18 protein-coding genes are annotated in these 20,183 nt (G+C 73.3%); 15 read left to right on the top strand and 3 right to left on the bottom strand.

Annotation, left to right across the window (positions count from 1 at the left end; genetic code table 11):
* Positions 1-102: 102 nt before the first annotated feature.
* Positions 103-3,549, top strand: a complete 3,447-nt coding sequence (locus ACFYPD_RS01010; RefSeq protein WP_387107388.1) for a phosphodiester glycosidase family protein — start codon at positions 103-105, stop codon at positions 3,547-3,549.
* A gap of 111 nt (positions 3,550-3,660) precedes the next feature.
* On the opposite strand, the gene ACFYPD_RS01005 is transcribed toward ACFYPD_RS01010, so the two are convergent.
* Complete coding sequence (locus tag ACFYPD_RS01005; RefSeq protein ID WP_387109093.1) at positions 3,661-4,557, bottom strand: AAA family ATPase; 897 nt, start codon at positions 4,555-4,557, stop codon at positions 3,661-3,663.
* 240 nt (positions 4,558-4,797) lie between these two features.
* Here ACFYPD_RS01005 and rpmE point away from each other — a divergent pair, with 240 nt between their 5' ends.
* Entirely contained in the window at positions 4,798-5,022 is a 225-nt protein-coding gene (gene rpmE, locus ACFYPD_RS01000; protein WP_387107386.1) for a 50S ribosomal protein L31, read from the top strand.
* A gap of 112 nt (positions 5,023-5,134) precedes the next feature.
* A complete protein-coding gene (prfA, locus tag ACFYPD_RS00995) occupies positions 5,135-6,223 on the top strand; it encodes a peptide chain release factor 1 (RefSeq protein WP_387107384.1) in 1,089 nt (362 codons plus the stop codon).
* A gap of 22 nt (positions 6,224-6,245) precedes the next feature.
* Here the strand turns inward: prfA and ACFYPD_RS00990 are convergent, their stop codons facing one another.
* Positions 6,246-7,796 (bottom strand): diguanylate cyclase domain-containing protein, encoded by a 1,551-nt coding sequence (locus ACFYPD_RS00990; RefSeq protein WP_387107381.1) that lies wholly within the window; start codon positions 7,794-7,796, stop codon positions 6,246-6,248.
* A gap of 73 nt (positions 7,797-7,869) precedes the next feature.
* Here ACFYPD_RS00990 and prmC point away from each other — a divergent pair, with 73 nt between their 5' ends.
* The 4 genes from prmC to ACFYPD_RS00970 all read left to right on the top strand — a co-directional run bounded on the left by prmC (position 7,870) and on the right by ACFYPD_RS00970 (position 12,297).
* Positions 7,870-8,817 carry a peptide chain release factor N(5)-glutamine methyltransferase gene (gene prmC / locus ACFYPD_RS00985; protein WP_387107378.1) on the top strand — a complete coding sequence of 316 codons (948 nt, stop codon included), beginning with the start codon at positions 7,870-7,872 and terminating at the stop codon, positions 8,815-8,817.
* Positions 8,817-9,461, top strand: coding sequence for an L-threonylcarbamoyladenylate synthase (locus ACFYPD_RS00980; protein ID WP_387109090.1), 645 nt, complete (start codon positions 8,817-8,819; stop codon positions 9,459-9,461). The genes prmC and ACFYPD_RS00980 overlap by 1 nt, the downstream gene beginning before the upstream one ends.
* Positions 9,462-10,073, top strand: a complete 612-nt coding sequence (locus ACFYPD_RS00975) for a phosphotyrosine protein phosphatase (RefSeq protein WP_387107376.1) — start codon at positions 9,462-9,464, stop codon at positions 10,071-10,073. It abuts the gene before it with no gap.
* A gap of 112 nt (positions 10,074-10,185) precedes the next feature.
* Complete coding sequence (locus ACFYPD_RS00970; RefSeq protein WP_387107374.1) at positions 10,186-12,297, top strand: transglycosylase domain-containing protein; 2,112 nt, start codon at positions 10,186-10,188, stop codon at positions 12,295-12,297.
* Between the two features lie 13 nt (positions 12,298-12,310).
* Here ACFYPD_RS00970 and ACFYPD_RS00965 read toward each other — a convergent pair whose 3' ends face one another.
* Positions 12,311-13,780, bottom strand: a complete 1,470-nt coding sequence (locus ACFYPD_RS00965) for an SDR family oxidoreductase (RefSeq protein WP_387107371.1) — start codon at positions 13,778-13,780, stop codon at positions 12,311-12,313.
* A gap of 35 nt (positions 13,781-13,815) precedes the next feature.
* Between ACFYPD_RS00965 and glyA the strand changes: the two genes are divergently transcribed.
* The 8 genes from glyA to atpA all read left to right on the top strand — a co-directional run bounded on the left by glyA (position 13,816) and on the right by atpA (position 20,183).
* Positions 13,816-15,105 carry a serine hydroxymethyltransferase gene (glyA, locus tag ACFYPD_RS00960; protein ID WP_387107370.1) on the top strand — a complete coding sequence of 430 codons (1,290 nt, stop codon included), beginning with the start codon at positions 13,816-13,818 and terminating at the stop codon, positions 15,103-15,105.
* On the top strand, positions 15,098-15,529 hold the full coding sequence (locus ACFYPD_RS00955; protein ID WP_387107368.1) for a hypothetical protein: 432 nt from the start codon (positions 15,098-15,100) through the stop codon (positions 15,527-15,529). Before glyA ends, ACFYPD_RS00955 begins: the two co-directional genes overlap by 8 nt.
* Positions 15,530-15,703: 174 nt before the next feature.
* Complete coding sequence (locus tag ACFYPD_RS00950; protein ID WP_387107366.1) at positions 15,704-15,940, top strand: AtpZ/AtpI family protein; 237 nt, start codon at positions 15,704-15,706, stop codon at positions 15,938-15,940.
* Positions 15,941-15,951: 11 nt separating this feature from the next.
* Complete coding sequence (atpB, locus tag ACFYPD_RS00945) at positions 15,952-16,749, top strand: F0F1 ATP synthase subunit A (protein WP_387107364.1); 798 nt, start codon at positions 15,952-15,954, stop codon at positions 16,747-16,749.
* A 70-nt stretch (positions 16,750-16,819) separates the two neighbouring features.
* Positions 16,820-17,056: a F0F1 ATP synthase subunit C gene (locus ACFYPD_RS00940; RefSeq protein ID WP_151461930.1), complete on the top strand. Its 237-nt coding sequence runs from the start codon at positions 16,820-16,822 to the stop codon at positions 17,054-17,056.
* A gap of 28 nt (positions 17,057-17,084) precedes the next feature.
* Complete coding sequence (locus ACFYPD_RS00935) at positions 17,085-17,624, top strand: F0F1 ATP synthase subunit B (protein WP_387107362.1); 540 nt, start codon at positions 17,085-17,087, stop codon at positions 17,622-17,624.
* The gene (locus tag ACFYPD_RS00930) at positions 17,624-18,445 is read left to right on the top strand and encodes a F0F1 ATP synthase subunit delta (protein ID WP_387107360.1); all 822 of its coding nucleotides are present in this window, start codon (positions 17,624-17,626) and stop codon (positions 18,443-18,445) included. Before ACFYPD_RS00935 ends, ACFYPD_RS00930 begins: the two co-directional genes overlap by 1 nt.
* Positions 18,446-18,530: 85 nt before the next feature.
* On the top strand, positions 18,531-20,183 hold the full coding sequence (atpA, locus tag ACFYPD_RS00925) for a F0F1 ATP synthase subunit alpha (RefSeq protein WP_387107357.1): 1,653 nt from the start codon (positions 18,531-18,533) through the stop codon (positions 20,181-20,183).

Genomic DNA, 20,183 nt, shown 5'->3' with positions numbered 1-20,183 from the left:
CGTGCCCCTCTTCGCGTACCCGGGCGGGGGAGCGTGAAGTTTTTCTTCGGTTAAGCCGGAGGGTATTGAAACTTCTGTTCAGTCTCGGGTTGACTGTGGTCCATGCGAATCCGCAGTCGATCCGCCCGTCTCGCCGGCGTCCTGCTGCTGACGCCGCTGCTCACCCTCACCGCTCCGGTCCCGCCCGGTGCGGCGGCCGCGGCCCAGCCGCGTACCCCCGCCGAGGACGCGCCGGCCGCCTCCTCCCGTCCCGACTCCGCGGTTGCCCTCGCCGGCCAGGCCGGTCTGGAGCCGGCCGGCGGCCTGGAAACCGCGAAGACCACCCGTCCGGTCGCCCCCGGACTCGACCTCACCTCCTTCGACCGCTACGACGCCGCCGGCTGGCTGCGGGCGGACGCCCTCACCGCCGACCTCTCCGGCGGCGTCACCGTCGACTACGTCAACTCCGGCGCCGTCACCCGGGACGAGCCCCTGCGCGGGGCGGTGGACCGCTCCCGGGCGGTGGCCGCGGTCAACGGCGACTTCTTCGACATCAACAACTCCGGCGCCGCCCAGGGCATCGGCATCCGCTCCGGCGAGCTGGTCCAGTCCCCGGTGGCCGGCCACACCAACGCCGCCGCGATCAGCGCCGAGGGGCTCGGCCGGGTCATCCAGGTCGGCTTCGAGGGCACCGCGACCCTGCCCGCCGGGCCGGTGCCGCTGACCCAGTTCAACAACATGGTGCAGCGCGACGGCCTGGGCGTCTTCACGCCGCTCTGGGGTTCGTACACCCGCACGCGGGCCGTGGAGGGCGCCGCCCGGGTGGTCGAGGTGACGGTGACCGGCGGCCGGGTCGCGACCGTGGCCACCACGGCGGGGGAAGGCCCGATCCCGGCCGGGACCACGGTGCTGCTCGGCCGCGAGGCCGGCGCCGACGCCCTCGCCGCACTGCGCCCCGGCGACCCGGTCGACCTGACCTGGCGGCCGAAGGCGTCCGACGGGAGCAGCCCGCGCGCCGCGGTCGGCGGCGGCAGCGTGCTGGTCCGCGACGGCGTGGTGCAGACCATCGCCGACGAGAGCCTGGCGCCGCGCACCTCGGTCGGCTTCTCCGCCGACGGCCGCCGCCTGATCATGCTCACCGTGGACGGCCGGCAGGTGGACAGCCGGGGCGTCACCCAGACCGAGATGGGCCGGATGATGGCCGAGTTGGGCGCGTGGAGCGCGCTCAACCTCGACGGCGGCGGCTCCTCGACGCTGCTGGCCCGGGAGCCGGGCGCGGCGGCGGTCCAGGTGGAGAACAGCCCCTCGGACGGCAGCGAGCGGCCGGTGCCGAACGGCCTGGCCATCTACGCCCCGCAGGGCAGCGGCCAGCTCACCGGCTACCGGCTGGAGACCGCGAGCGACCCGACCGCCGCGCCGGGCGTCGCCCCGATCCGCGGCGGCCGTCCGGACCGGGTCTTCCCCGGCCTCACCCGTCGGCTCACCGCGGCGGGCTACGACGAGACGTACGGGCCGGCTGCCGGCGCGCCGAGCTGGCGGGCCAGCCCGGCCGCCCAGGGCACAGTGGACGACGGCGTGTTCCGCGCCGGCAGGGCCGGGCGCAGCACCGTCACCGCCTGGCGCAGCGCGGCGCGCGGCACCCTCGACCTGACCGTGCTCGGCCCGCTGGAGCGCGTCGACTCCACCGTGGACCGGCTCGGCCTCAACCAGCAGGGCGACACCGGCCTGTTCGGCGTGGTCGGCTACGACGCGGAGGGCAACACCGCGCCGATCGAACCGGCCGACCTCAAGCTGGAGTACGACCACGACCTGCTCGCCGTCACCCCCACCGCCGACGGCAACCTGGCGGTCAAGGCGCTCAGCGGCACCGGCTCCGCGCTGGTCACCGTCCGGGTCGGCGCGAAGACCACCGTGCTCCCGGTCACCGTCGGGCTCACCGACGTGCCGGTGGCCGGCTTCGACGACGCCGCTTCCTGGAAGTTCAGCCAGGCGCGGGCCAGCGGGTCGGTCGCCCCGGCCGAGGGGCACACCGGCACCGGCCTGAAGATGTCGTACGACTTCGGCCAGTCCACCGGCACCCGCGCCGCGTACGCGGACCCGCCGGCCTGGATCGAGGTTCCCGGCCAGCCGCAGGCGTTCGGCATGTGGATCAAGGGCAACGGCACCGGCGAGTGGCCCAGCCTGCACCTGCACGACGCCCAGGACACCCAGTTCGTGCTGCGCGGCCCCTACCTGACCTGGACCGGCTGGCGGTACGTCGAGTTCACCGTCCCGCCCGGCGTGCAGTACCCGGTGCGGGTGCGCCGGTTCTACGTGGCCGAGACCGACCCGGCCAAGCAGTACAAGAGCGAGGTGGTCATCGACGACCTGGTGGCCCGGGTGCCCCCGACGGTGCAGGCGCCGGAGGAGGCCAACATCACCGACCGGGTGGTGCTGCGCGACGGCACGGTCGACGGGGCGCCCTGGCGCTTCGCGGTCATGTCCGACGCCCAGTTCGTGGCCGCGAACCCGGACAGCGACCTGGTCGCCCAGGCCCGCCGTACGCTCCGCGAGATCCGGGCGGCGAAGCCGGACTTCCTGATCATCGACGGGGACTTCGTGGACACCGCCTACCCGGCGGACTTCGCGCTGGCCAAGCGGATCCTGGACGAGGAACTGGGCGGCGAGCTGCCGTACTACTACGTCCCCGGCAACCACGAGATCATGGGCGCGCCGATCGACAACTTCCGGAGCGTGTTCGGGGACACCTCGCGGGTCTTCGACCACCGGGGCACCCGCTTCGTCACGTTGAGCACGGCCACCGGCTCGCTGCGCGGCGGCGGGTTCGACCAGGTGGAGCTGCTGCGGAAGACGCTCGACGCGGCGGCCGCGGACCCGGCGGTCGGCTCGGTCACCGTGCTCTTCCACCACCCGCCCCGCGATCCCAGCCCGGCCAAGGCCAGCCAGCTCGGCGACCGGAAGGAGGCCGCCCTGGTGGAGCAGTGGCTGGCCGACTTCCAGCACCGCACCGGCAAGGGCGCGCTGATGGTCAACGGGCACGTGGGCACCTTCCACGCCGACCGGGTGGACGGCGTGCCGTACGTGATCAACGGCAACTCGGGCAAGGACCCGTCCACCCCGCCCCAGCTCGGCGGCTTCACCGGCTGGACCGAGTTCGGGGTCGACCCGGTGACCCGGCAGGAGGCGGAACGGGCCCGCCGGGACCCGCTCGCCGAGGGGCCGCGCTGGGTCGCCGCGGAGTTCCACGCCCACGTCGACCGCCTCGCCCTGGCCGCCCCGGCCGAGGTCGCGGTCGGCGCCCCGGCCGCCGTCACGGCCACGCTCACCCAGCCCGGTGGCCGTACCGTCCCGGTGGCCGCCCCGGTCAGCGCGGACTGGTCCGGCTCGCCGAACCTGCACATCGGCGATGCCGGTGGGGTGAAGCCCTGGCACGTGGCCCGGTTCGATCCGGCGACCGGCCGGCTGACCGCGCTGCGTCCCGGCGGGCGGGTGCTGCTCGCGGTCACCGTCAACGGCGTCCGCGCCGAGGCGGCGGTGACCCTCACGGCGGCGGAGGCGCCCGCCGCCTGACCGCCCCGCCGGTGGGCTCCTCGACCTGGGGGAGGAGCCCACCGGCGGGCGCGGCGCCAGGAGGGGCCCTCTGCTCTACCGGAGGCGTTGACAGGGGCTCTTCCCTGCCTCTCAGAAGTCGCCCTCGGCGACCTGGAAGACGGTCAGGCCGAGCGACCGCCACATGCGGACCACCTGCTGCCGGTCGTCGAAGACCCCGACCACCCGGTACCGGTCCTTGATCTCCCGCTCGTAGATCTCCCGCTTGACCACGGCGTCCTTGCGGTGGTCGCCGACCGCCCGCAGGTGCAGCGCCAGGTAGGGCACCCGGACGTGCCGGGCCAGCCAGGACTCGGTGTCGGCCCGGGCGGTGGCGTCCCGGCCGGAGCAGAAGACCACGGCGTGGCCGGCCGCGTGCATGGCCCGGACCGCCGCGATCACCGCCTCGTTCGGCGCGTCCTCGCCGACCCGGGTCATGTCGTACGGGCTGCGCGACACGTTCAACGCCACCGTGCCGTCGATGTCGACCAGCACGATGTCGGGGCGCTCGGCGGCCTCCCGCTCCACCCGGGCCGGGCCGCCCGTCCGGGCGGTCGGCACCGGCAGCGGTAACGGGCGGTTCGCCAGGTAGCGCTCGTGCAGCCGGCGGATCGCGGCCTCGCCGACCCGGTCCACCTCGGGGCGCGCGGCGTCCCGGCGCAGGCACTCCTCCAGCGGGACGTCGGTGAAGTCGTGCACCTCGAACGCCGCGCCGTACCGGGCGGCCAGCTCGGCCCAGTCCCGCAGGGTGCGCGAGCGCAGGTTGGTGTCGTCCACGCAGACGCTCACCCGGGCCGCCAGCAGCGCCTCCACCTGGGCCCGCTGCACCCGGGTGACCTGCCCCTCCGCCCACTGGGTGAAGAGCCGCTCGCCGTGCATCATCCGGCGCAGGTCGTCCCGGTTGATCCGGACCACCCCGGGCTGGAGCCGGCGCGCGAAGGTGGTCTTGCCGGAGGCGGGCAGCCCGCGAGTGGCGATCAGGCGGAACATCCCGTACCTCCCGTTCATGCCTCTGCAGTCTCCACGAATGCCCGCGAGACGGGCGGGAATGCGTACGGGGAGGTGAGCGTTGCGTCTGCCGGACCTGGTGTGCGGCCCGCTCGACGGGTCGGCGGAAGCCCATGGCACACTGGTCAATCGGCCACCGGTTCCGGTTCACGCCCGAGCCCGTCGCGACGACGGGGAGCACGACGGCGACCCGGCGACCACCGACGAAAGGACCGAGGCGACATGAAGCCCAACATCCACCCGGAGTACGCGACCACCGAGGTCCGCTGCTCCTGCGGCAACACGTTCACGACCCGCAGCACCGCCAAGGGCGGTCAGATCAGCGTCGAGACCTGCAGCGCCTGCCACCCGTTCTACACCGGCAAGCAGCGCGTCCTGGACACCGCTGGTCGGGTCGCGAAGTTCCAGCAGAAGTACGCCAAGGTTCAGGCCAAGAAGGCCAAGTAGCTCCGTCGACGACGCCCGTGTCCGGCTCCGTGCCGGGCACGGGCGTTCGTCCGTTTTTGCCCGTTCCTGCCCGTCCCCGTCCGGTCGTCGTCGTCGAAGGAGCATCCGCAGCATGAGCAGTGAGCGCCTGGCCGCCCTCCTCGACGAGTACGCCGAGCTGGAGCAGCGGCTGGCCGACCCCGCCATCCACGCCGACCAGGGCACCGCCCGGCGGGTGGGTCGGCGCTACGCGGAGCTGGTCCCGCTGCACAAGGCCGCCGGCGAGCTGGAGGAGGCCCGGGCCGACCTGGCCGCCGCCCGCGAGCTGGCCGCCGAGGACCCGGCCTTCGCCGCCGAGGCCGAGGCGATTGCGGCGTCCCTGCCGGCGCTGGAGGAGAGGCTGGCCGAGCTGCTCATCCCGCGTGACCCGCACGACGCCAAGGACGTCATCGTCGAGATCAAGGCCGGTGAGGGCGGCGAGGAGTCGGCGCTGTTCGCCGGCGACCTGCTGCGGATGTACACCCGCTACGCCGAGCGGCGCGGCTGGGTCACCGAGGTGATCGACGCGCAGGACTCCGACCTCGGCGGGGTCAAGGACGTCTCCCTGGCGATCAAGACCAAGGGCGTGCCGGAGGGCGGCAACGGGGTCTGGTCCCGGCTCAAGTGGGAGGGCGGCGTGCACCGGGTGCAGCGCGTCCCGGTCACCGAGTCGCAGGGTCGGATCCACACCAGCGCGGCCGGCGTGCTGGTGCTGCCCGAGGCCGAGGACGTGGACGTCACCATCGACCCGAACGACCTGCGGATCGACGTGTTCCGCTCGTCCGGGCCCGGCGGGCAGTCGGTCAACACCACCGACTCGGCGGTCCGGATCACCCACCTGCCCACCGGCATCGTGGTCTCCTGCCAGAACGAGAAGTCGCAGCTGCAGAACCGCGAGCAGGCGATGCGGATCCTGCGGGCCCGGCTGCTCGCCGCGGCCCAGGAGCAGGCCGACGCGGCCGCCTCGGACGCCCGCAAGGCGCAGGTGCGCACCATGGACCGGTCGGAGCGGATCCGCACCTACAACTTCCCGCAGAACCGGATCACCGACCACCGGATCGGCTACACGGCGTACAACCTCGACCTGGCCCTGGGCGGGGAGCTGGACGGGGTGCTCGACGCCCTGGGTGAGGCCGACCGCGCCGCCCGGCTGGCCGGCGAGACCGAGCTGGCCCGGCGCTGACCCGCGGCCCGGCGCCCCGCGCTCAGGAGGCGCGGAGGCGGTCCTTGGCGCGCAGCATCTCCCGGTCGGCCAGCTCGAAGGCGGCGCCCAGCGCCTCCCGGACGCTCACCCCGGTGCCCCCGTCGACCTCGGCGAAGCCGATGCTCACCCCGACCGGCGTGCCGGGGACGAGCGACTCCCAGTCCTCGGTGTGCACGGCGGCCTGGATCCGCCGGGCCACCTCGGCCGCCTCCGCCATGCCGGTCTCCGGCAGCACCACGACGAACTCGTCCCCGCCGTAGCGGGACACGAAGTCGCCCCGCCGCATCACCCGGTTGATCACCCCGGCGATCCGTTGCAGCACCAGGTCGCCGGAGTGGTGCCCGTGCCGGGTGTTGACCGCCTTGAACCCGTCGAGGTCGCAGACGCCGATCACCACCCGCTCGCCCCGGGCCACCACCGCGCCGATGTAGCGCTCCAGGCGGCGCCGGTTGGGCAGCCCGGTGAGCGGGTCGGTGAGCGCCTCGCCCTCGTAGCGGGCGGCCTCGCGGCGCATCTCCTCGTGGTCGATCCGGGCGGCGATGCCGTCGATGTAGACGTCCCGCAGCCGGTCGCTGCGCTGCGCGGCCAGCCGGAACGCGTGCCGGTCGGCCCGGTGCGCGGCGGCGTGGTCACCGGCCCGGGCGAGCGCGACGCTGCGCAGCCGGGGCGCCTCGGCGGCGCCCAGCGTCTCGTCGGAAACCCGGATGGTGTCCAGCCGGGTGACCGCCTCGATCGGTCGGCCCTCGGCGACGGCCAGGCAGACCTGGCCGAGCTGGCGCAGGTCGCGGGCGCGGGCGCTGTCCCCGCCGTGCCCGAGCAGCCGGGCCGGGTCGGCGTCCCCGGAATCCACCCGGTCGCCCAGCGCCGCCCGGCGTGCCGCGGCGTAGCCGTAGGCGGCCAGGCTGCTCGGCCGGAGGTTGCCGGCGCGTCCGCGGCGCAGGAACCGGGCCAGGTCGCCGGCCACGTCGCGGAGCACCCGCAGGCAGCCGTCGCTGTCGCCGTTGTGGTCCAGCGCCACCGCGTTGCGCAGCCGGATGCCGGGGGCGGCGAAGGTCTCCTCCGGGATGCCGGCGGTCAGCCCCACCTGGCGGGCGCGCTCGATCGCCCCGAGAGCGTGGCCGTGGAAGCTCAGGTAGGAGTAGGCCATCGCCAGGTCGTGCCAGCCCCAGGCGGTGTCCCGGTCCGGGTCGTCGTCGGCGCCCAGCGCCCGGGCGGCCCGGACCAGGTGGCTGACGCAGCGGTCCAGCGCGCCCTGGTGGTGCGCGGCGAGCGCGGCGAGGGCGTTGAGGTGCCCGTGCAGGTAGGGCTCGGCCAGGTCCCGGACGGCCGCGGAGGCCTCCTCGATGGCCCGGGTGAACTCCGCCGTGCGACCGAGATTGATCAGTGCGGAGAGGCGCTGCACCAGGGCGTCCGCCCGCGCGCACGGGTCGTCGGTGGTGCGGATGACCCGGTCCAGCAGCGCGCACGCCTCCGCCGAGCGGCTGACCTCCTGCAATGCCCGGGCGCGCCGGAGGGCATCAACCTGGTCCTCGACCCGGTCGAGCCAGCCCACTCGCGACCTCCTGTCGGTGTGCCCCCGGACGCACCCGCTCGTGAGGTGACCCGCGACGCTTCATGATTATGTCGTGACCTCTCTCCCGCAACACCCGTCCGAAGGGTCAGAACGCGAGCGCCCCTCACTGGTGGTCGCCCGGGCGGCCCGGGCCCTCGCCGCGGCGGGCGTCGAGGCGGCCCGTGCCGAGGCCGAGCAACTGGCCGCGTACGTGCTGGACGTGCCGCGCGGCCGGCTGGCGCTCGCCGACGGCTTCACCCCGGCGCAGCGCGACCGCCTCGACACGCTGGTCGACCGGCGGGTGGCCCGGGAACCCCTCCAGCACCTCACCGGCACCGCCGGCTTCCGCCACCTGGAGCTGGCGGTCGGCCCGGGCGTCTTCGTGCCCCGGCCGGAGACCGAACTGCTCGCCGGCTGGGGGATCGAGCAGGCGGGCCGGCGGGCCGAGCCGCTGGTCGTCGACCTGTGCAGCGGGTCCGGCGCGATCGCCCTCGCGGTCGCCCAGGAGCTGCCGTCGGCCCGGGTGGTGGCCGTGGAGCGGTCCCCGGCGGCGCTGGACTGGCTGCGCCGCAACGCCGCCGCGCGGGCCGCCGCCGGGGACCGGCCGATCGAGGTGGTCGCCGCCGACGTCACCGATCCGGCGCTCCTCGCCGACCTGGTGGGCCGGGTCGACGTGCTGCTCTGCAACCCGCCGTACGTGCCCCGGTCGGTGGTGGTGCCGCCCGAGGTGGCCGGCCACGACCCGGACGAGGCGGTGTTCGGCGGCGCGGACGGGCTGGACGTGATCCGCCCGGTGGTGGGCCGGGCCGCCGTGCTGCTCCGCCCGGGCGGCGTGCTCGGCGTCGAGCACGACGACACCCACGCCGCGGCGGTGCCCGCGCTGCTCGCCGCCGACGGCCGTTACGAGCGGGTCGAGGAGCACCGCGACCTGGTCGGGCGGCCCCGCTACGCGACCGCGTCCCGCCGGGCGGACGGCCAGCACGCCGACGGCGCCCCGGCGTGGCAGACTGGCTCCTCGTGATGCTCTACGACTGTCGGTCGCCGGCAGACCGGGACCGCGGCATCGAGGCGGCCATCGAGGCGGTCAAGAACGGGGAACTCGTCGTCCTGCCGACCGACACGGTCTACGGCGTCGGCGCGGATGCCTTCATCCCGTACGCGGTGAAGGCCCTCGCGGACACCAAGGGTGGCGCCCGACAGGCGCCGCCGGTGCTGATCGGTTCCCGGCACACCCTCGACGGCCTGGTCTTCTCGCTGCCCCGCTCGGCCCGCGAGCTGGTCGAGGCGTTCTGGCCGGGCGCGCTGACCATCGTGGTCGAGCACTCGCCGAGCCTGGCCTGGGACCTGGGCGACTCCAGCGGCACGGTGGCGGTGCGGATGCCGCTGCACCCGGTGGCGCTGGAGGTGCTGCGGGAGACCGGCCCGATGGCGGTGGCCTCGGCCAACAAGGTCGGCCAGCCCGCCGCGCTCACCGCGGAGGAGGCCCGCGACCAGCTCGGCTACGCCGTCCGCGCCTACCTGGAGGCCGGTCCGGCGCTCGACCCGGTGCCGAGCACCATCGTCGACCTGACCGGCGAGGTGCCCCGGGTGCTGCGCCAGGGCGCGGTGACGCTGGAGAAGCTGCGCGACGTGGTGCCGGACATCCTCGACGAGCGGGGGGTCTGAGTGCCGCCGTTCACCGTGCTGCACGTCTGCATGGGCAACATCTGCCGGTCCCCGATGGCCGAGCGGCTGCTGGTGCTCGCCGTCCGGGAGCGGTTGGGCCGGTTCGGCGTCGACCCGGCCCGTTCCGACGAACTGGTGCACAGCCACAGCGCCGGCACCGGCGGCTGGCACGCCGGCGAGGAGATGAACCCGCCGGCCGCCCGGCAGGTGACCTCGCGCGGCGGTGCGGTGGACGGGTTCGCCGCCCGCCGGCTCCGCTCCGACCTCATCGACGCCGCCGACCTGGTCCTCACCGCCACCGCCGACCAGCACGAGTACGTGGTGGCGCTGCGCCCGGACGCCGCCGAGCGCACCTTCGTGCTGGGCGAGTTCGGCCGGCTGCTCGGCGCGCTGGACCGGGCCGGGCTGCCCCCGGTGGAGGCCACCCCCGACGCGGTGTACGCCCGCGGCGTGGCGCTGGTCGCGGCGGCCCACGCGGCCCGGCAGGGCGGCACCGCGCTGCCCACGGACGACCTCGACGACCCCTGGGGTCGCGGCGACCAGTGCTTCAGCCGGGTGGCCGACGAGATCGAGGAGACCGTCCAGCCGCTGGCAGCCGCGCTGCTTCCCTGAGGTTCATCCTTTCTCGCGAACTTCCTGCGCGTTTCACCGAAGATGGCAGCGAAAGCGCCGATTCCGGTCATTCTGAACGGGTCCGTACGGCCGGCTCCTGCGGGGAGAGCTGATGAACCGGGCCCATCTCAACAAGCTGTTCACCGTTCTGCTCGCCGGCGTACTCGCCGGGCTGGCCCTGGCCGCCGCCGCGCTGCCGGCCGCGCTGGTCTTCGGGCTCGGCTTCAAGAACCTGATGCCCTACGCCGCGCTGCCGGAGTCGCTGAAGACGCCGCAGCCGGCCCAGCGCTCGAACCTCTACGCCAGCGACGGCCGCACCCTGATCACCTCGTTCTACGCCGAGGACCGGGTGGACGTGCCGGTCGACGAGGTGGCGCCGGTCATGCGGCAGGCCATCGTGGCCGCCGAGGACGTCCGGTTCTACCAGCACCACGGCGTCGACGTGCGCGGCGTGGCGCGGGCCTTCACGGCCAACCGGCGGGAGGGCACCCGGCAGGGCGCCTCCACGCTGACCATGCAGTACGTGCGCAACGCGCTGGCCGGTGACCCTCGGCTCACCGAGGAGCAGCGGGCCAAGGCCACCGAGATCACCCTCGGCCGCAAGGTCCGCGAGATGCGGTACGCGCTGGCCCTGGAACGCCGGATCAGCAAGGACGAGATCCTCGGGCGCTACCTGAACATCGCCTACTTCGGCGCCGGCGCGTACGGCATCGCGGCGGCCAGCAAGCGCTACTTCTCCACCACGCCCGCCCAGCTCACCCTGGCCCAGTCGGCGCTGCTCGCCGGCCTGGTCCGGTCACCCGACACCGACGACCCGATCAACGGCGACGCCGACTCGGCGCTGGGCCGCCGGACGTACGTGCTGGACCGGATGGTGGAGACCGGCCAGGTGGCCGAGGCGGACGCCGTCCGGGCCAAGGCCGAGCAGCTCAACCTGAAGCCCAGCGCCACCCCGAACGACTGCACCGCGGTGCCCGCCGAACACGCCGACTGGGGCTTCTTCTGCGACTGGTTCACCCAGTGGTGGAACGCCCAGCCCGCCTTCGGCAAGACGGCGGACGAGCGGCAGCGCACGCTGCGCCGGGGCGGCTGGTCGATCGTCTCCTCGCTCGATGCGGACGTGCAGGCCAAGGCCACCGAGCAGGTGCTGCGGATCTACCCGAACAGCAACCAGCGGGCCGCACCGACCGCGGTGGTGCAGCCGGGCACCGGCCGGGTGCTGGCCATGGCGGTGAACCGCAACTACAGCGTGGCCCCGAACCCGGCCGCCGGGCAGAACTACCCGAACACGGTCAACCAGCTGGTCGCCGGCGGCGCGGGCATCGAGGGCTACCAGGCCGGCTCGACCTTCAAGCTCTTCGCCGTGCTGGCCGCGCTGGAGTCCGGGCTGCCGCTGGACACCGAGTTCGACGCTCCCAGCGTCTTCGTCACCAAGTACCCGATCGACGGCGGCCCGGCGAGCTGCGGCGGCCACTGGTGCCCGGAGAACGCCAATCCGTCCTGGATGGACGGCGACCGCACCATGTGGGACGCGTTCGGCCGTTCGGTGAACACCTACTTCGCCTGGCTGACCGAGCGGGTCGGCGCGGACCGGGTGGTGGAGATGGCCGAGCGGCTGGGCATCGTGTTCCGCTCGCCCGAGGATGCCCGGCTGGCCCGGGACGGCGCGACGAACTGGGGGGCGTTCACCCTCGGGGTCTCCTCCACCACCCCGCTGGACCTGGCCAACGCGTACGCCACGGTGGCCGCCGAGGGGACCTGGTGCCGGCCCACGCCGATCGCCTCGATCAGCGACCCGGCCGGCCGGAAGGTGGCGGCCGGCAACCCGGACTGCCGGCAGGTGCTCGACACCGAGGTGGCCCGGGCGGCGGCGGACGCGGCCCGCTGCCCGGTCGGTGACCAGTCGATGTACCGCCGCTGCGCCGGCGGTACGGCCGAGCAACTGGCCCCCGGCCTGCGCCGCCCGCTGGCCGGCAAGACCGGCAGCTCCGAGCGGAACGCGACGGAGACCGTGGTCGCCTTCACGCCCCAGCTCTCCGTGGCGACCATCGCCGCGAACCCGGACAACCCCCGGGACGCCGTGGGCGGCGGGGTCCAGGTCCGCCAGATCGAGGCCGTGGGCCGACTCCTCGCGTACGCGTTGCGCGACCAGCCCGTCCTGGACTTCGTCCCGCCCAGCCAGACTGTGGCCTTCGAGCGCACCAGCCCCCGCACCGGCAACTGACCCCGGTGCGGGGTCAGCGGGGGCCGGGCCGTTCGGCGCCGCGGGCGATGTTGCGGGCCATGCCGCCGAAGACGACGGCGTGGAACGGGGCGACCGAGGCCCAGTAGAGGTGGCCCGGGAGGCCGTGGGGGAGGAAGACGGCGCGCTGGACGTAGCGGCTGCGGCCCTCGCCGGCTGGCTCGACGCGCATCTCCAGCCAGGCGCGGCCGGGCAGCCGCATCTCGGCGCGCAGCCGCAGCAGCTCACCGGGGACGATCTCCTCGACCCGCCAGAAGTCCAGCGCCTCGCCCACCTGGAGGCGGTGCGGGTCGCGCCGTCCCCGGCGCAGCCCCACCCCGCCGATCAGCCGGTCCAGCCAGCCCCGGACCGACCAGGCCAGCGGGAACGAGTACCAGCCGTGCTCGCCGCCGACCCCCTCGACAACCCGCCACAGCACCGCCGGCGAGGCGCCCACCGTCCGTGCCCGCACGTCGGTGTACGACGTCCCGCCGGACCACTGCGGATCGGTGGGCAGCGGCTCGGCCGGGGCGTCCGGCCCGCTCGCGGTCGACCAGCGGGTCTCCACCTGCGCGTCGCGCACCTTCGCCAGGGCCAGGGCCACCGCCTCGTCGAAGCCGGTCAGCCCGCCGGGCGGGTCGGGCACGTACCGGGCGATGTCGTGCTCGTGGGCGACCGCCTCGTGGACCAGGCTCTCGACCAGCGGCCGGGCGATCGCGTTCGGCACCGGGGTGATCAGGCCGACCCAGTACGAGGAGAGCGACGGGGTCAGCGGCCGCACCCGCACGATGATCCGCCGGCGCAGCCCGGCCACCCGCGCGTACCGCTGCATCATCTGCTCGAAGGTGAGCACGTCCGGGCCGCCGATGTCGAAGGCCCGATTCACGTCCGGTGGCAGGTCCGCGCACCCCACCAGGTAGCGCAGCACGTCGCGGACCGCGATCGGCTGGAGCCGGTTGCGCACCCAGCGCGGGGTGACCATCCCCGGCAGCCGCTCGGTCAGGTAGCGCAGCATCTCGAACGAGGCCGAGCCGGACCCGATGATCACGGCGGCCCGCAGCACGGCCGTCGGCACCCCGCTGTCCAGGAGGATCCGGCCGACCTCCGCGCGGGACCGCAGGTGCGGCGACGGGACCTCCCGGTCCGCCGCCGGCTCCGGCCCACCCAGGTAGACGATCCGGCGTACGCCCGCGGCGCGGGCCGCGGTGGCGAAGTTCTCGGCGGCCTCCCGGTCGGCCGCCTCGAAGCCCCGCTGGCCGAGCGAGTGGACCAGGTAGTACGCCACGTCGACGCCCGCGAACGCGGCCGGCAGCGTCTCCGGTCGCCGCAGGTCGCCCTCGGCGATCTCGGCCCGGGACGCCCACGGCACGTCGCGCAGCCGCCCGGCCTTGCGGGCCAGGCAGCGCACGGTGTGCCCATCGGCCAGCAACCGGGGCGCGAGGCGCCCACCGATGTAACCCGTGGCGCCGGTGACGAGGCATCTCACAGCTTCCAGTCTGCGGCTCCGTAGACTCCTTCGCTGTGGAGAACGCGAGGGACACCTTCTGGGGGCCGGACTTCCAGCAGCTCAGCGCCGCCGATCCGGAGATCGCCGAGGTGGTGCTGGGGGAGTTGGCGCGGCTGCGCGGCGGCCTGCAACTGATCGCCAGTGAGAACCTCACCTCGCCGGCGGTGCTGGCCGCCCTGGGCTCCACGCTGACCAACAAGTACGCCGAGGGCTACCCGGGCCGCCGCTACTACGGCGGCTGCGCCGAGGTGGACCGGGCCGAGGAGCTCGGCATCGCCCGGGCCAAGGAGCTGTTCGGGGCCGAGCACGCCAACCTCCAGCCGCACTCCGGCGCGAGCGCCAACCTGGCCGCGTACGCCGCCCTGGTGCAGCCGGGCGACACCGTGCTGGCCATGGACCTGCCGCACGGCGGGCACCTCACCCACGGCAGCCGGGTGAACTTCTCCGGCAAGTGGTTCCACCCGGTCGGCTACACCGTCCGGCGGGACAGCGAGCTGATCGACTACGACGAGGTGCGCGACCTGGCTCTCGCGCACCGGCCGAAGCTCATCATCTGCGGCGCGACGGCGTACCCGCGGCTGATCGACTTCGCCCGGTTCCGGGAGATCGCCGACGAGGTCGAGGCGTACCTGATGGTGGACGCGGCGCACTTCATCGGGCTGGTCGCCGGCCGGGCGATCCCGTCCCCGGTCCCGCACGCCGACGTGGTCACCTGCACCACTCACAAGGTGCTGCGCGGCCCGCGCGGCGGCATGATCCTCTGCCGGGAGCCGCTGGCCGCCCGGATCGACAAGGCCGTCTTCCCGTTCACGCAGGGCGGTCCCCTGATGCACGCGGTCGCCGCCAAGGCGGTCGCCCTGCGCGAGGCCGCCCAGCCCGAGTTCCGGGCGTACGCCTCCCAGGTGGTCAGCAACGCCCAGGCGCTCTCCGGCGGGCTGGCCGCCGAGGGCATGCGGCCGGTCTCCGGCGGCACCGACACCCACCTGGCCCTGATCGACCTGCGCGACACCGGGGTGACCGGGGCGGCGGCCGAGGCGCGCTGCGACGCCGCCGGCATCACGCTGAACAAGAACGCCATCCCGTACGACCCGCAGAAGCCGATGGTGGCCTCCGGCATCCGGGTCGGCACGCCGAGCGTCACCACCCAGGGCATGCGCGAGGGGGAGATGCGCCGGATCGCCACGCTGATCGCCCGGGCGGTGCGCACCGACCCGGAGTCGCCGGGGGGCGCGGACGAGCTGGGCCGGATCGCCGGCGACGTGACCGAGCTGGTCGGCGCCTTCCCGGCGTACCCCCGTGGCTGAGCCCGGGACGCGCGCGGCGGAGGCGGCGGCGGACCGGGGCTGGCGGCTGCGCCACCTGCCGGTGCTGGTGGTCGCCTCGGTGCTGATGGCCGCCGTGGCGGCGGTGGCCGGCGGGCTGGCCCGGGGCGCGGACGGCGCGCTCGGCGCGGCGGCCGGAGTGGCCGTCACGGCGGTCAGCTACACGCTCACCACGGTGGTGCTGGCCTGGGCCGACGCCCGGGACCCCCAGCTCGTGCTCCCGTTCGGGCTCGGCGTCTACGTCGCCAAGATGACCCTGCTCGGCGGGGTGATGGTGCTGGTCGCGTCGACCGGCTGGTCGGGGCTCGTCCCGTTCGCCCTGGGCATCGCCGCGGGCGTGGTGGTCTGGACCGGGGTGCACATCTGGTGGCTGGCCACGGTGCACGCCCGCCGCGCCCACCGCTGATCCGTCCCACCCTGCGGACGGCGCGCCAGAGTGTCCGCGATCGGTCATTCTCTCAGTGGCGGGAGGGGAGTAGCGTGCCTCCAGACGACTTCGCCCGCCCGTGTCCCACACAACAAGGTTGTGCGGGGGGTGAGGCACAGCCTCTTCGGCTCGACTGATATCGTTCGCCCCGTCATGGCCGGTGACCAGAAACCCCCCAGCACTGGCGGCCCGGGCGACGTTCCGTCCGGTGCCGGCCAGGGTTGGACCGCGCTCAGCTACCTCATCGGAGGCATGCTCGTGTGGGGGTTCATCGGCTGGCTGGTCGACCAGTGGCTCGACACCGGCGGCATCGCCACCGGAATCGGGATCGTGCTCGGTATGGCCGGGGGGATCGTCCTGGTCGTCCGCCGACTGGGCACGCCTACTTAGGAAGGGACGCGGTGTTCGGACAGGCGAACGTCCTGGCTCAGGGCCAGGCGGAATTCCCACCCAGTGTGGAGGACTTCTACCTGCCCAGCATCCTGCCCTGGGGTGCGCACGACAACTACTGGTTCACCAAGATCACGTTCATGGTCTGGCTGGCCGTTGGGGTCCTGATCCTGTTCTTCCTGCTCAGCTACCGCAACCCGAAGCTGGTGCCGACGAAGAAGCAGTGGTTCGCCGAGTCGGTCTACGGCTTCGTCCGGAACAACATCGCGGTCGACATGATCGGGCACGCGGGGGTGCGGTTCGCGCCGTACTTCACCACGCTCTTCTGCTTCATCCTGCTGACCAACGCGTTCGCGATCATCCCGTTCTTCCAGATCTCGCCGAACTCGCACATCGCCTTCCCGGCGTTCCTCGCCGTGATCAGCTACGTGATGTTCAACTGGATCGGCATCCGGCACCACGGCTTCGTCAAGTACTTCAAGAACTCGCTGATCCCGCCTGCGCCCTGGTACATCCTGCCGCTGCTGATCCCGATCGAGTTCTTCTCGACGTTCCTGGTCCGGCCGTTCTCGCTGGCCGTCCGTCTCTTCGCGAACATGTTCGCGGGCCACATGCTCCTGCTGGTCTTCACGCTCGGCGGCTTCGCCATGATCAGCGCCAACGCCTGGCTGGCGCCGGTCTCGGTGCTGTCCTGGGTGATGACGATCGCGCTGACCTTCCTCGAGTTCCTGGTGATCTGTCTGCAGGCGTACGTCTTCACGGTGCTGACCGCCAGCTACGTGCAGGGTGCGCTCGCCGAAGAGCACTGATCCACAGTCTTTCGCACCAACCGTTGTCGTCCCGCGTGACCGTCACGCGTGATAACCAGGAGGAACCGCAATGAGCATCCTTGCCGAGGTAACGGGCAGCACCGCTGCCATCGGTTACGGCCTGGCCGCCATCGGCCCGGGCATCGGCGTGGGCCTGGTCTTCTCGGCCTACATCCAGTCGACGGCCCGCCAGCCGGAGTCGTCCCGGATGACCCTCCCGTACGTCTGGATCGGCTTCGCCGTCATCGAGGCGCTCGCGCTGCTGGGCATCGCCTTCGGCTTCATCTGGGCCGGCACCGCCGCCTGATCCACCCCCTCTGACCGGGAGGTTTCCCATGTACTTCCTCGCCGCTGAGGGTGGTGAAGCGGCCCACAACCCGATCATTCCCGCCTGGGAGGAGATCGTGGTCGGGGGCATCGCCTTCATCGTGCTCTGCTTCGTGCTGATGAAGTTCGTCTTCCCCCGCATGGAGCAGACGTTCCAGGCCCGGGTCGACGCGATCGAGGGCGGCATCAAGCGCGCCGAGGCCGCCCAGGCCGAGGCGAACCAGTTGCTCGAGCAGTACCGGGCCCAGCTCGCGGAGGCGCGTACCGACGCCGCCAAGATCCGCGACGACGCCCGGGCCGACGCCGAGGGCATCCGCCAGGACATCCTCGCCAAGGCGCGCGAGGAGTCCGACCGGATCATCGCGGCCGGCAAGGAGCAGCTCGTCGCGGAGCGGGCCACCATCGTGCGCGAGCTGCGCACCGAGGTCGGCACCATCGCGGTGGACCTGGCGAGCAAGATCGTCGGCGAGTCCCTCGTCGACGAGGCGCGTCGCAAGGGCACCGTGGACCGGTTCCTGAGCGGTCTCGAGAGCACGGGGGCCCGCTGATGCAGGCCGCCAGCCGGGAGTCGTACAAGGTCGCGGCGGACCGCCTCGACGAGTACGCCCGCGGCGCGGAGCCGTCGGCGGTGGCCGCCGCCGCCGACGACATCCTCTCCGTCGCCGCCCTGCTGCGGCGCGAGCCGCGGCTGCGCCGGGCGCTCTCCGACCCGGCCCGGTCCGGGGCGGACCGGACCGGCCTGCTCGGCGACATGCTGCGCGGCCGGATCGGCGCCGACGCGCTCGACCTGCTCGCCTCGCTCGTCTCCGGCCGCTGGTCGGCGCCGTCGGAACTGCTCGACGGCGTCGAGCGGCTGGGCATCGAGGCGCTCCTGGCGAGCGCCGACAAGGCCGGCGAGCTGGGCGAGGTCGAGGACGAGCTGTTCCGCTTCGGGCAGGTCGTCTCCGGCTCCCCGGAGCTGTCCAACGCGCTCTCCGACCCGATGGCCCCGGCCGGGCAGCGGGCCACCCTGGCCGACCAACTGCTCGCCGACAAGGCCCGGCCGATCACCGGTTACCTCGTCGGGGCCGCGCTCGCCGGCTTCGGGGGACGCTCCTTCACCGGGGCGCTCACCCGGCTGGTCGAGTTGGCCGCCGACCGGCGGGACCGCCAGGTCGCGTACGTGACCGTGGCTGCCCCGCTGAGTGACGAGGAGGAGCGACGCCTGGGTGCCCGCCTTTCCCAGATGTACGGTCGGGAGGTCTCCGTCAAGCAGACGGTGAACCCGGACGTGCTCGGTGGGGTGAGTGTGCGGGTCGGCTCCGACCTGTACGACGGCACCGTCCTGCGCCGCCTGAACGAGACCCGCAACGCGCTCGCGAAGCGCTGATCAGCGTCATAGCAGCCCTGATTCGACGCCATCGGACCGGTCGGTACTAGGTATCCCGGGCCCCTGATACTTAAGGAAGCAGAGGATGGCCGAGCTGACCATCTCGACGGAGGAGATCCGCGGCGCCCTGGAGCGCTACGTCTCCTCCTACACGGCCGACGTCTCCCGCGAGGAGGTCGGCACCGTCGCCGACACCGGTGACGGCATCGCCCACGTCGAGGGCCTCCCCTCGACCATGACCAACGAGCTCCTGGAGTTCGAGGACGGCACGCTGGGCGTGGCGCTCAACCTCGACGTCCGGGAGATCGGTGTCGTCGTTCTCGGTGACTCCGCGAAGCTGGAGGAGGGGCAGCGCGTCAAGCGCACCGGCCGGGTGCTCTCGGTGCCCGTCGGCGACGCCTTCCTCGGCCGCGTGGTGAACGCGCTCGGCCAGCCGATCGACGGTCTCGGCGACATCGCCAACGAGGGCTACCGCGAGCTGGAGCTCCAGGCCCCGAACGTGATGGCCCGCCAGTCCGTCGACGAGCCGCTGCAGACCGGCATCAAGGCCGTCGACGCCATGACCCCGGTCGGCCGGGGCCAGCGGCAGCTGATCATCGGTGACCGCAAGACCGGCAAGACCACGGTCGCCCTGGACACCATCCTCAACCAGCGGGAGAACTGGCGCTCCGGCGACCCGAAGAAGCAGGTCCGCTGCATCTACGTCGCCATCGGCCAGAAGGCCTCCACGATCGCCTCCATCAAGGGCATCCTGGAGGAGTCGGGTGCGATGGAGTACACCACCATCGTCGCCTCCCCGGCCTCCGACCCGGCCGGCTTCAAGTACCTCGCCCCGTACACCGGGTCGTCCATCGGTCAGCACTGGATGTACGGCGGCAAGCACGTCCTGATCGTCTTCGACGACCTGAGCAAGCAGGCCGAGGCGTACCGCGCCGTATCGCTGCTGCTGCGCCGCCCGCCGGGCCGTGAGGCCTACCCGGGTGACGTCTTCTACCTGCACTCCCGGCTGCTGGAGCGCTGCGCCAAGCTCTCGGACGAGCTGGGCGGCGGCTCGATGACCGGCCTGCCGATCATCGAGACCAAGGCGAACGACATCTCGGCGTTCATCCCGACCAACGTCATCTCCATCACCGACGGCCAGATCTTCCTGGAGACCGACCTGTTCAACCAGGGCGTCCGGCCGGCCATCAACGTCGGCACCTCGGTCTCCCGGGTCGGTGGCGCCGCGCAGGTGAAGCCGATGAAGAAGGTCGCCGGCTCGCTCCGGCTCAACCTGGCCCAGTTCCGCGAGCTGGAGGCGTTCGCCGCCTTCGCCTCCGACCTGGACAAGGCCTCCCGGGCCCAGCTGGAGCGCGGGTCCCGCCTGGTCGAGCTGCTCAAGCAGCCGAACTACTCGCCGTACCCGGTGCAGGAGCAGGTCGTCTCGGTCTGGGCCGGCACCGAGGGCAAGCTGGACGACATCCCGGTGGGGGAGGTCCGCCGCTTCGAGTCGGAGTTCCTCCAGTACCTCCGGCACAAGCACGAGGGCGTCCTGGCCGGCATCGCCGACAACAAGTGGGGCGACGACATCGTCAGCTCGCTCGACTCGGCCATCACCGAGTTCAAGAAGGTCTTCCTGGGCAAGGAGGACGAGGCCCGGATCAACGAGGCCCCGGCCGCGCCGCTCGAGGGCGAGGAGAACCGCGAGACGGTGACCCGCTTCCGCGACGGCACGACCGACCGCCCGGCTGAGAGCTGA

It is taken from the genome of Micromonospora sp. NPDC005299 (assembly GCF_042872345.1).
GTDB lineage: Bacteria > Actinomycetota > Actinomycetes > Mycobacteriales > Micromonosporaceae > Micromonospora.
The sequence above is the reverse complement of the archived record's forward strand: the minus strand, read 5'-3'. Positions and strand labels throughout refer to the sequence as shown.

Coding starts and splice junctions, on each gene's coding strand:
- ACFYPD_RS01010 (WP_387107388.1), top strand. CDS start 103: ATGCGAATCCGCAGTCGATCCGCCCGTCTCGCCGGCGTCCTGCTGCTG.
- ACFYPD_RS01005 (WP_387109093.1), bottom strand. CDS start 4,557: ATGTTCCGCCTGATCGCCACTCGCGGGCTGCCCGCCTCCGGCAAGACC.
- rpmE (WP_387107386.1), top strand. CDS start 4,798: ATGAAGCCCAACATCCACCCGGAGTACGCGACCACCGAGGTCCGCTGC.
- prfA (WP_387107384.1), top strand. CDS start 5,135: ATGAGCAGTGAGCGCCTGGCCGCCCTCCTCGACGAGTACGCCGAGCTG.
- ACFYPD_RS00980 (WP_387109090.1), top strand. CDS start 8,817: ATGCTCTACGACTGTCGGTCGCCGGCAGACCGGGACCGCGGCATCGAG.
- ACFYPD_RS00970 (WP_387107374.1), top strand. CDS start 10,186: ATGAACCGGGCCCATCTCAACAAGCTGTTCACCGTTCTGCTCGCCGGC.
- ACFYPD_RS00950 (WP_387107366.1), top strand. CDS start 15,704: ATGGCCGGTGACCAGAAACCCCCCAGCACTGGCGGCCCGGGCGACGTT.
- ACFYPD_RS00940 (WP_151461930.1), top strand. CDS start 16,820: ATGAGCATCCTTGCCGAGGTAACGGGCAGCACCGCTGCCATCGGTTAC.
- ACFYPD_RS00935 (WP_387107362.1), top strand. CDS start 17,085: ATGTACTTCCTCGCCGCTGAGGGTGGTGAAGCGGCCCACAACCCGATC.
- ACFYPD_RS00930 (WP_387107360.1), top strand. CDS start 17,624: ATGCAGGCCGCCAGCCGGGAGTCGTACAAGGTCGCGGCGGACCGCCTC.
- atpA (WP_387107357.1), top strand. CDS start 18,531: ATGGCCGAGCTGACCATCTCGACGGAGGAGATCCGCGGCGCCCTGGAG.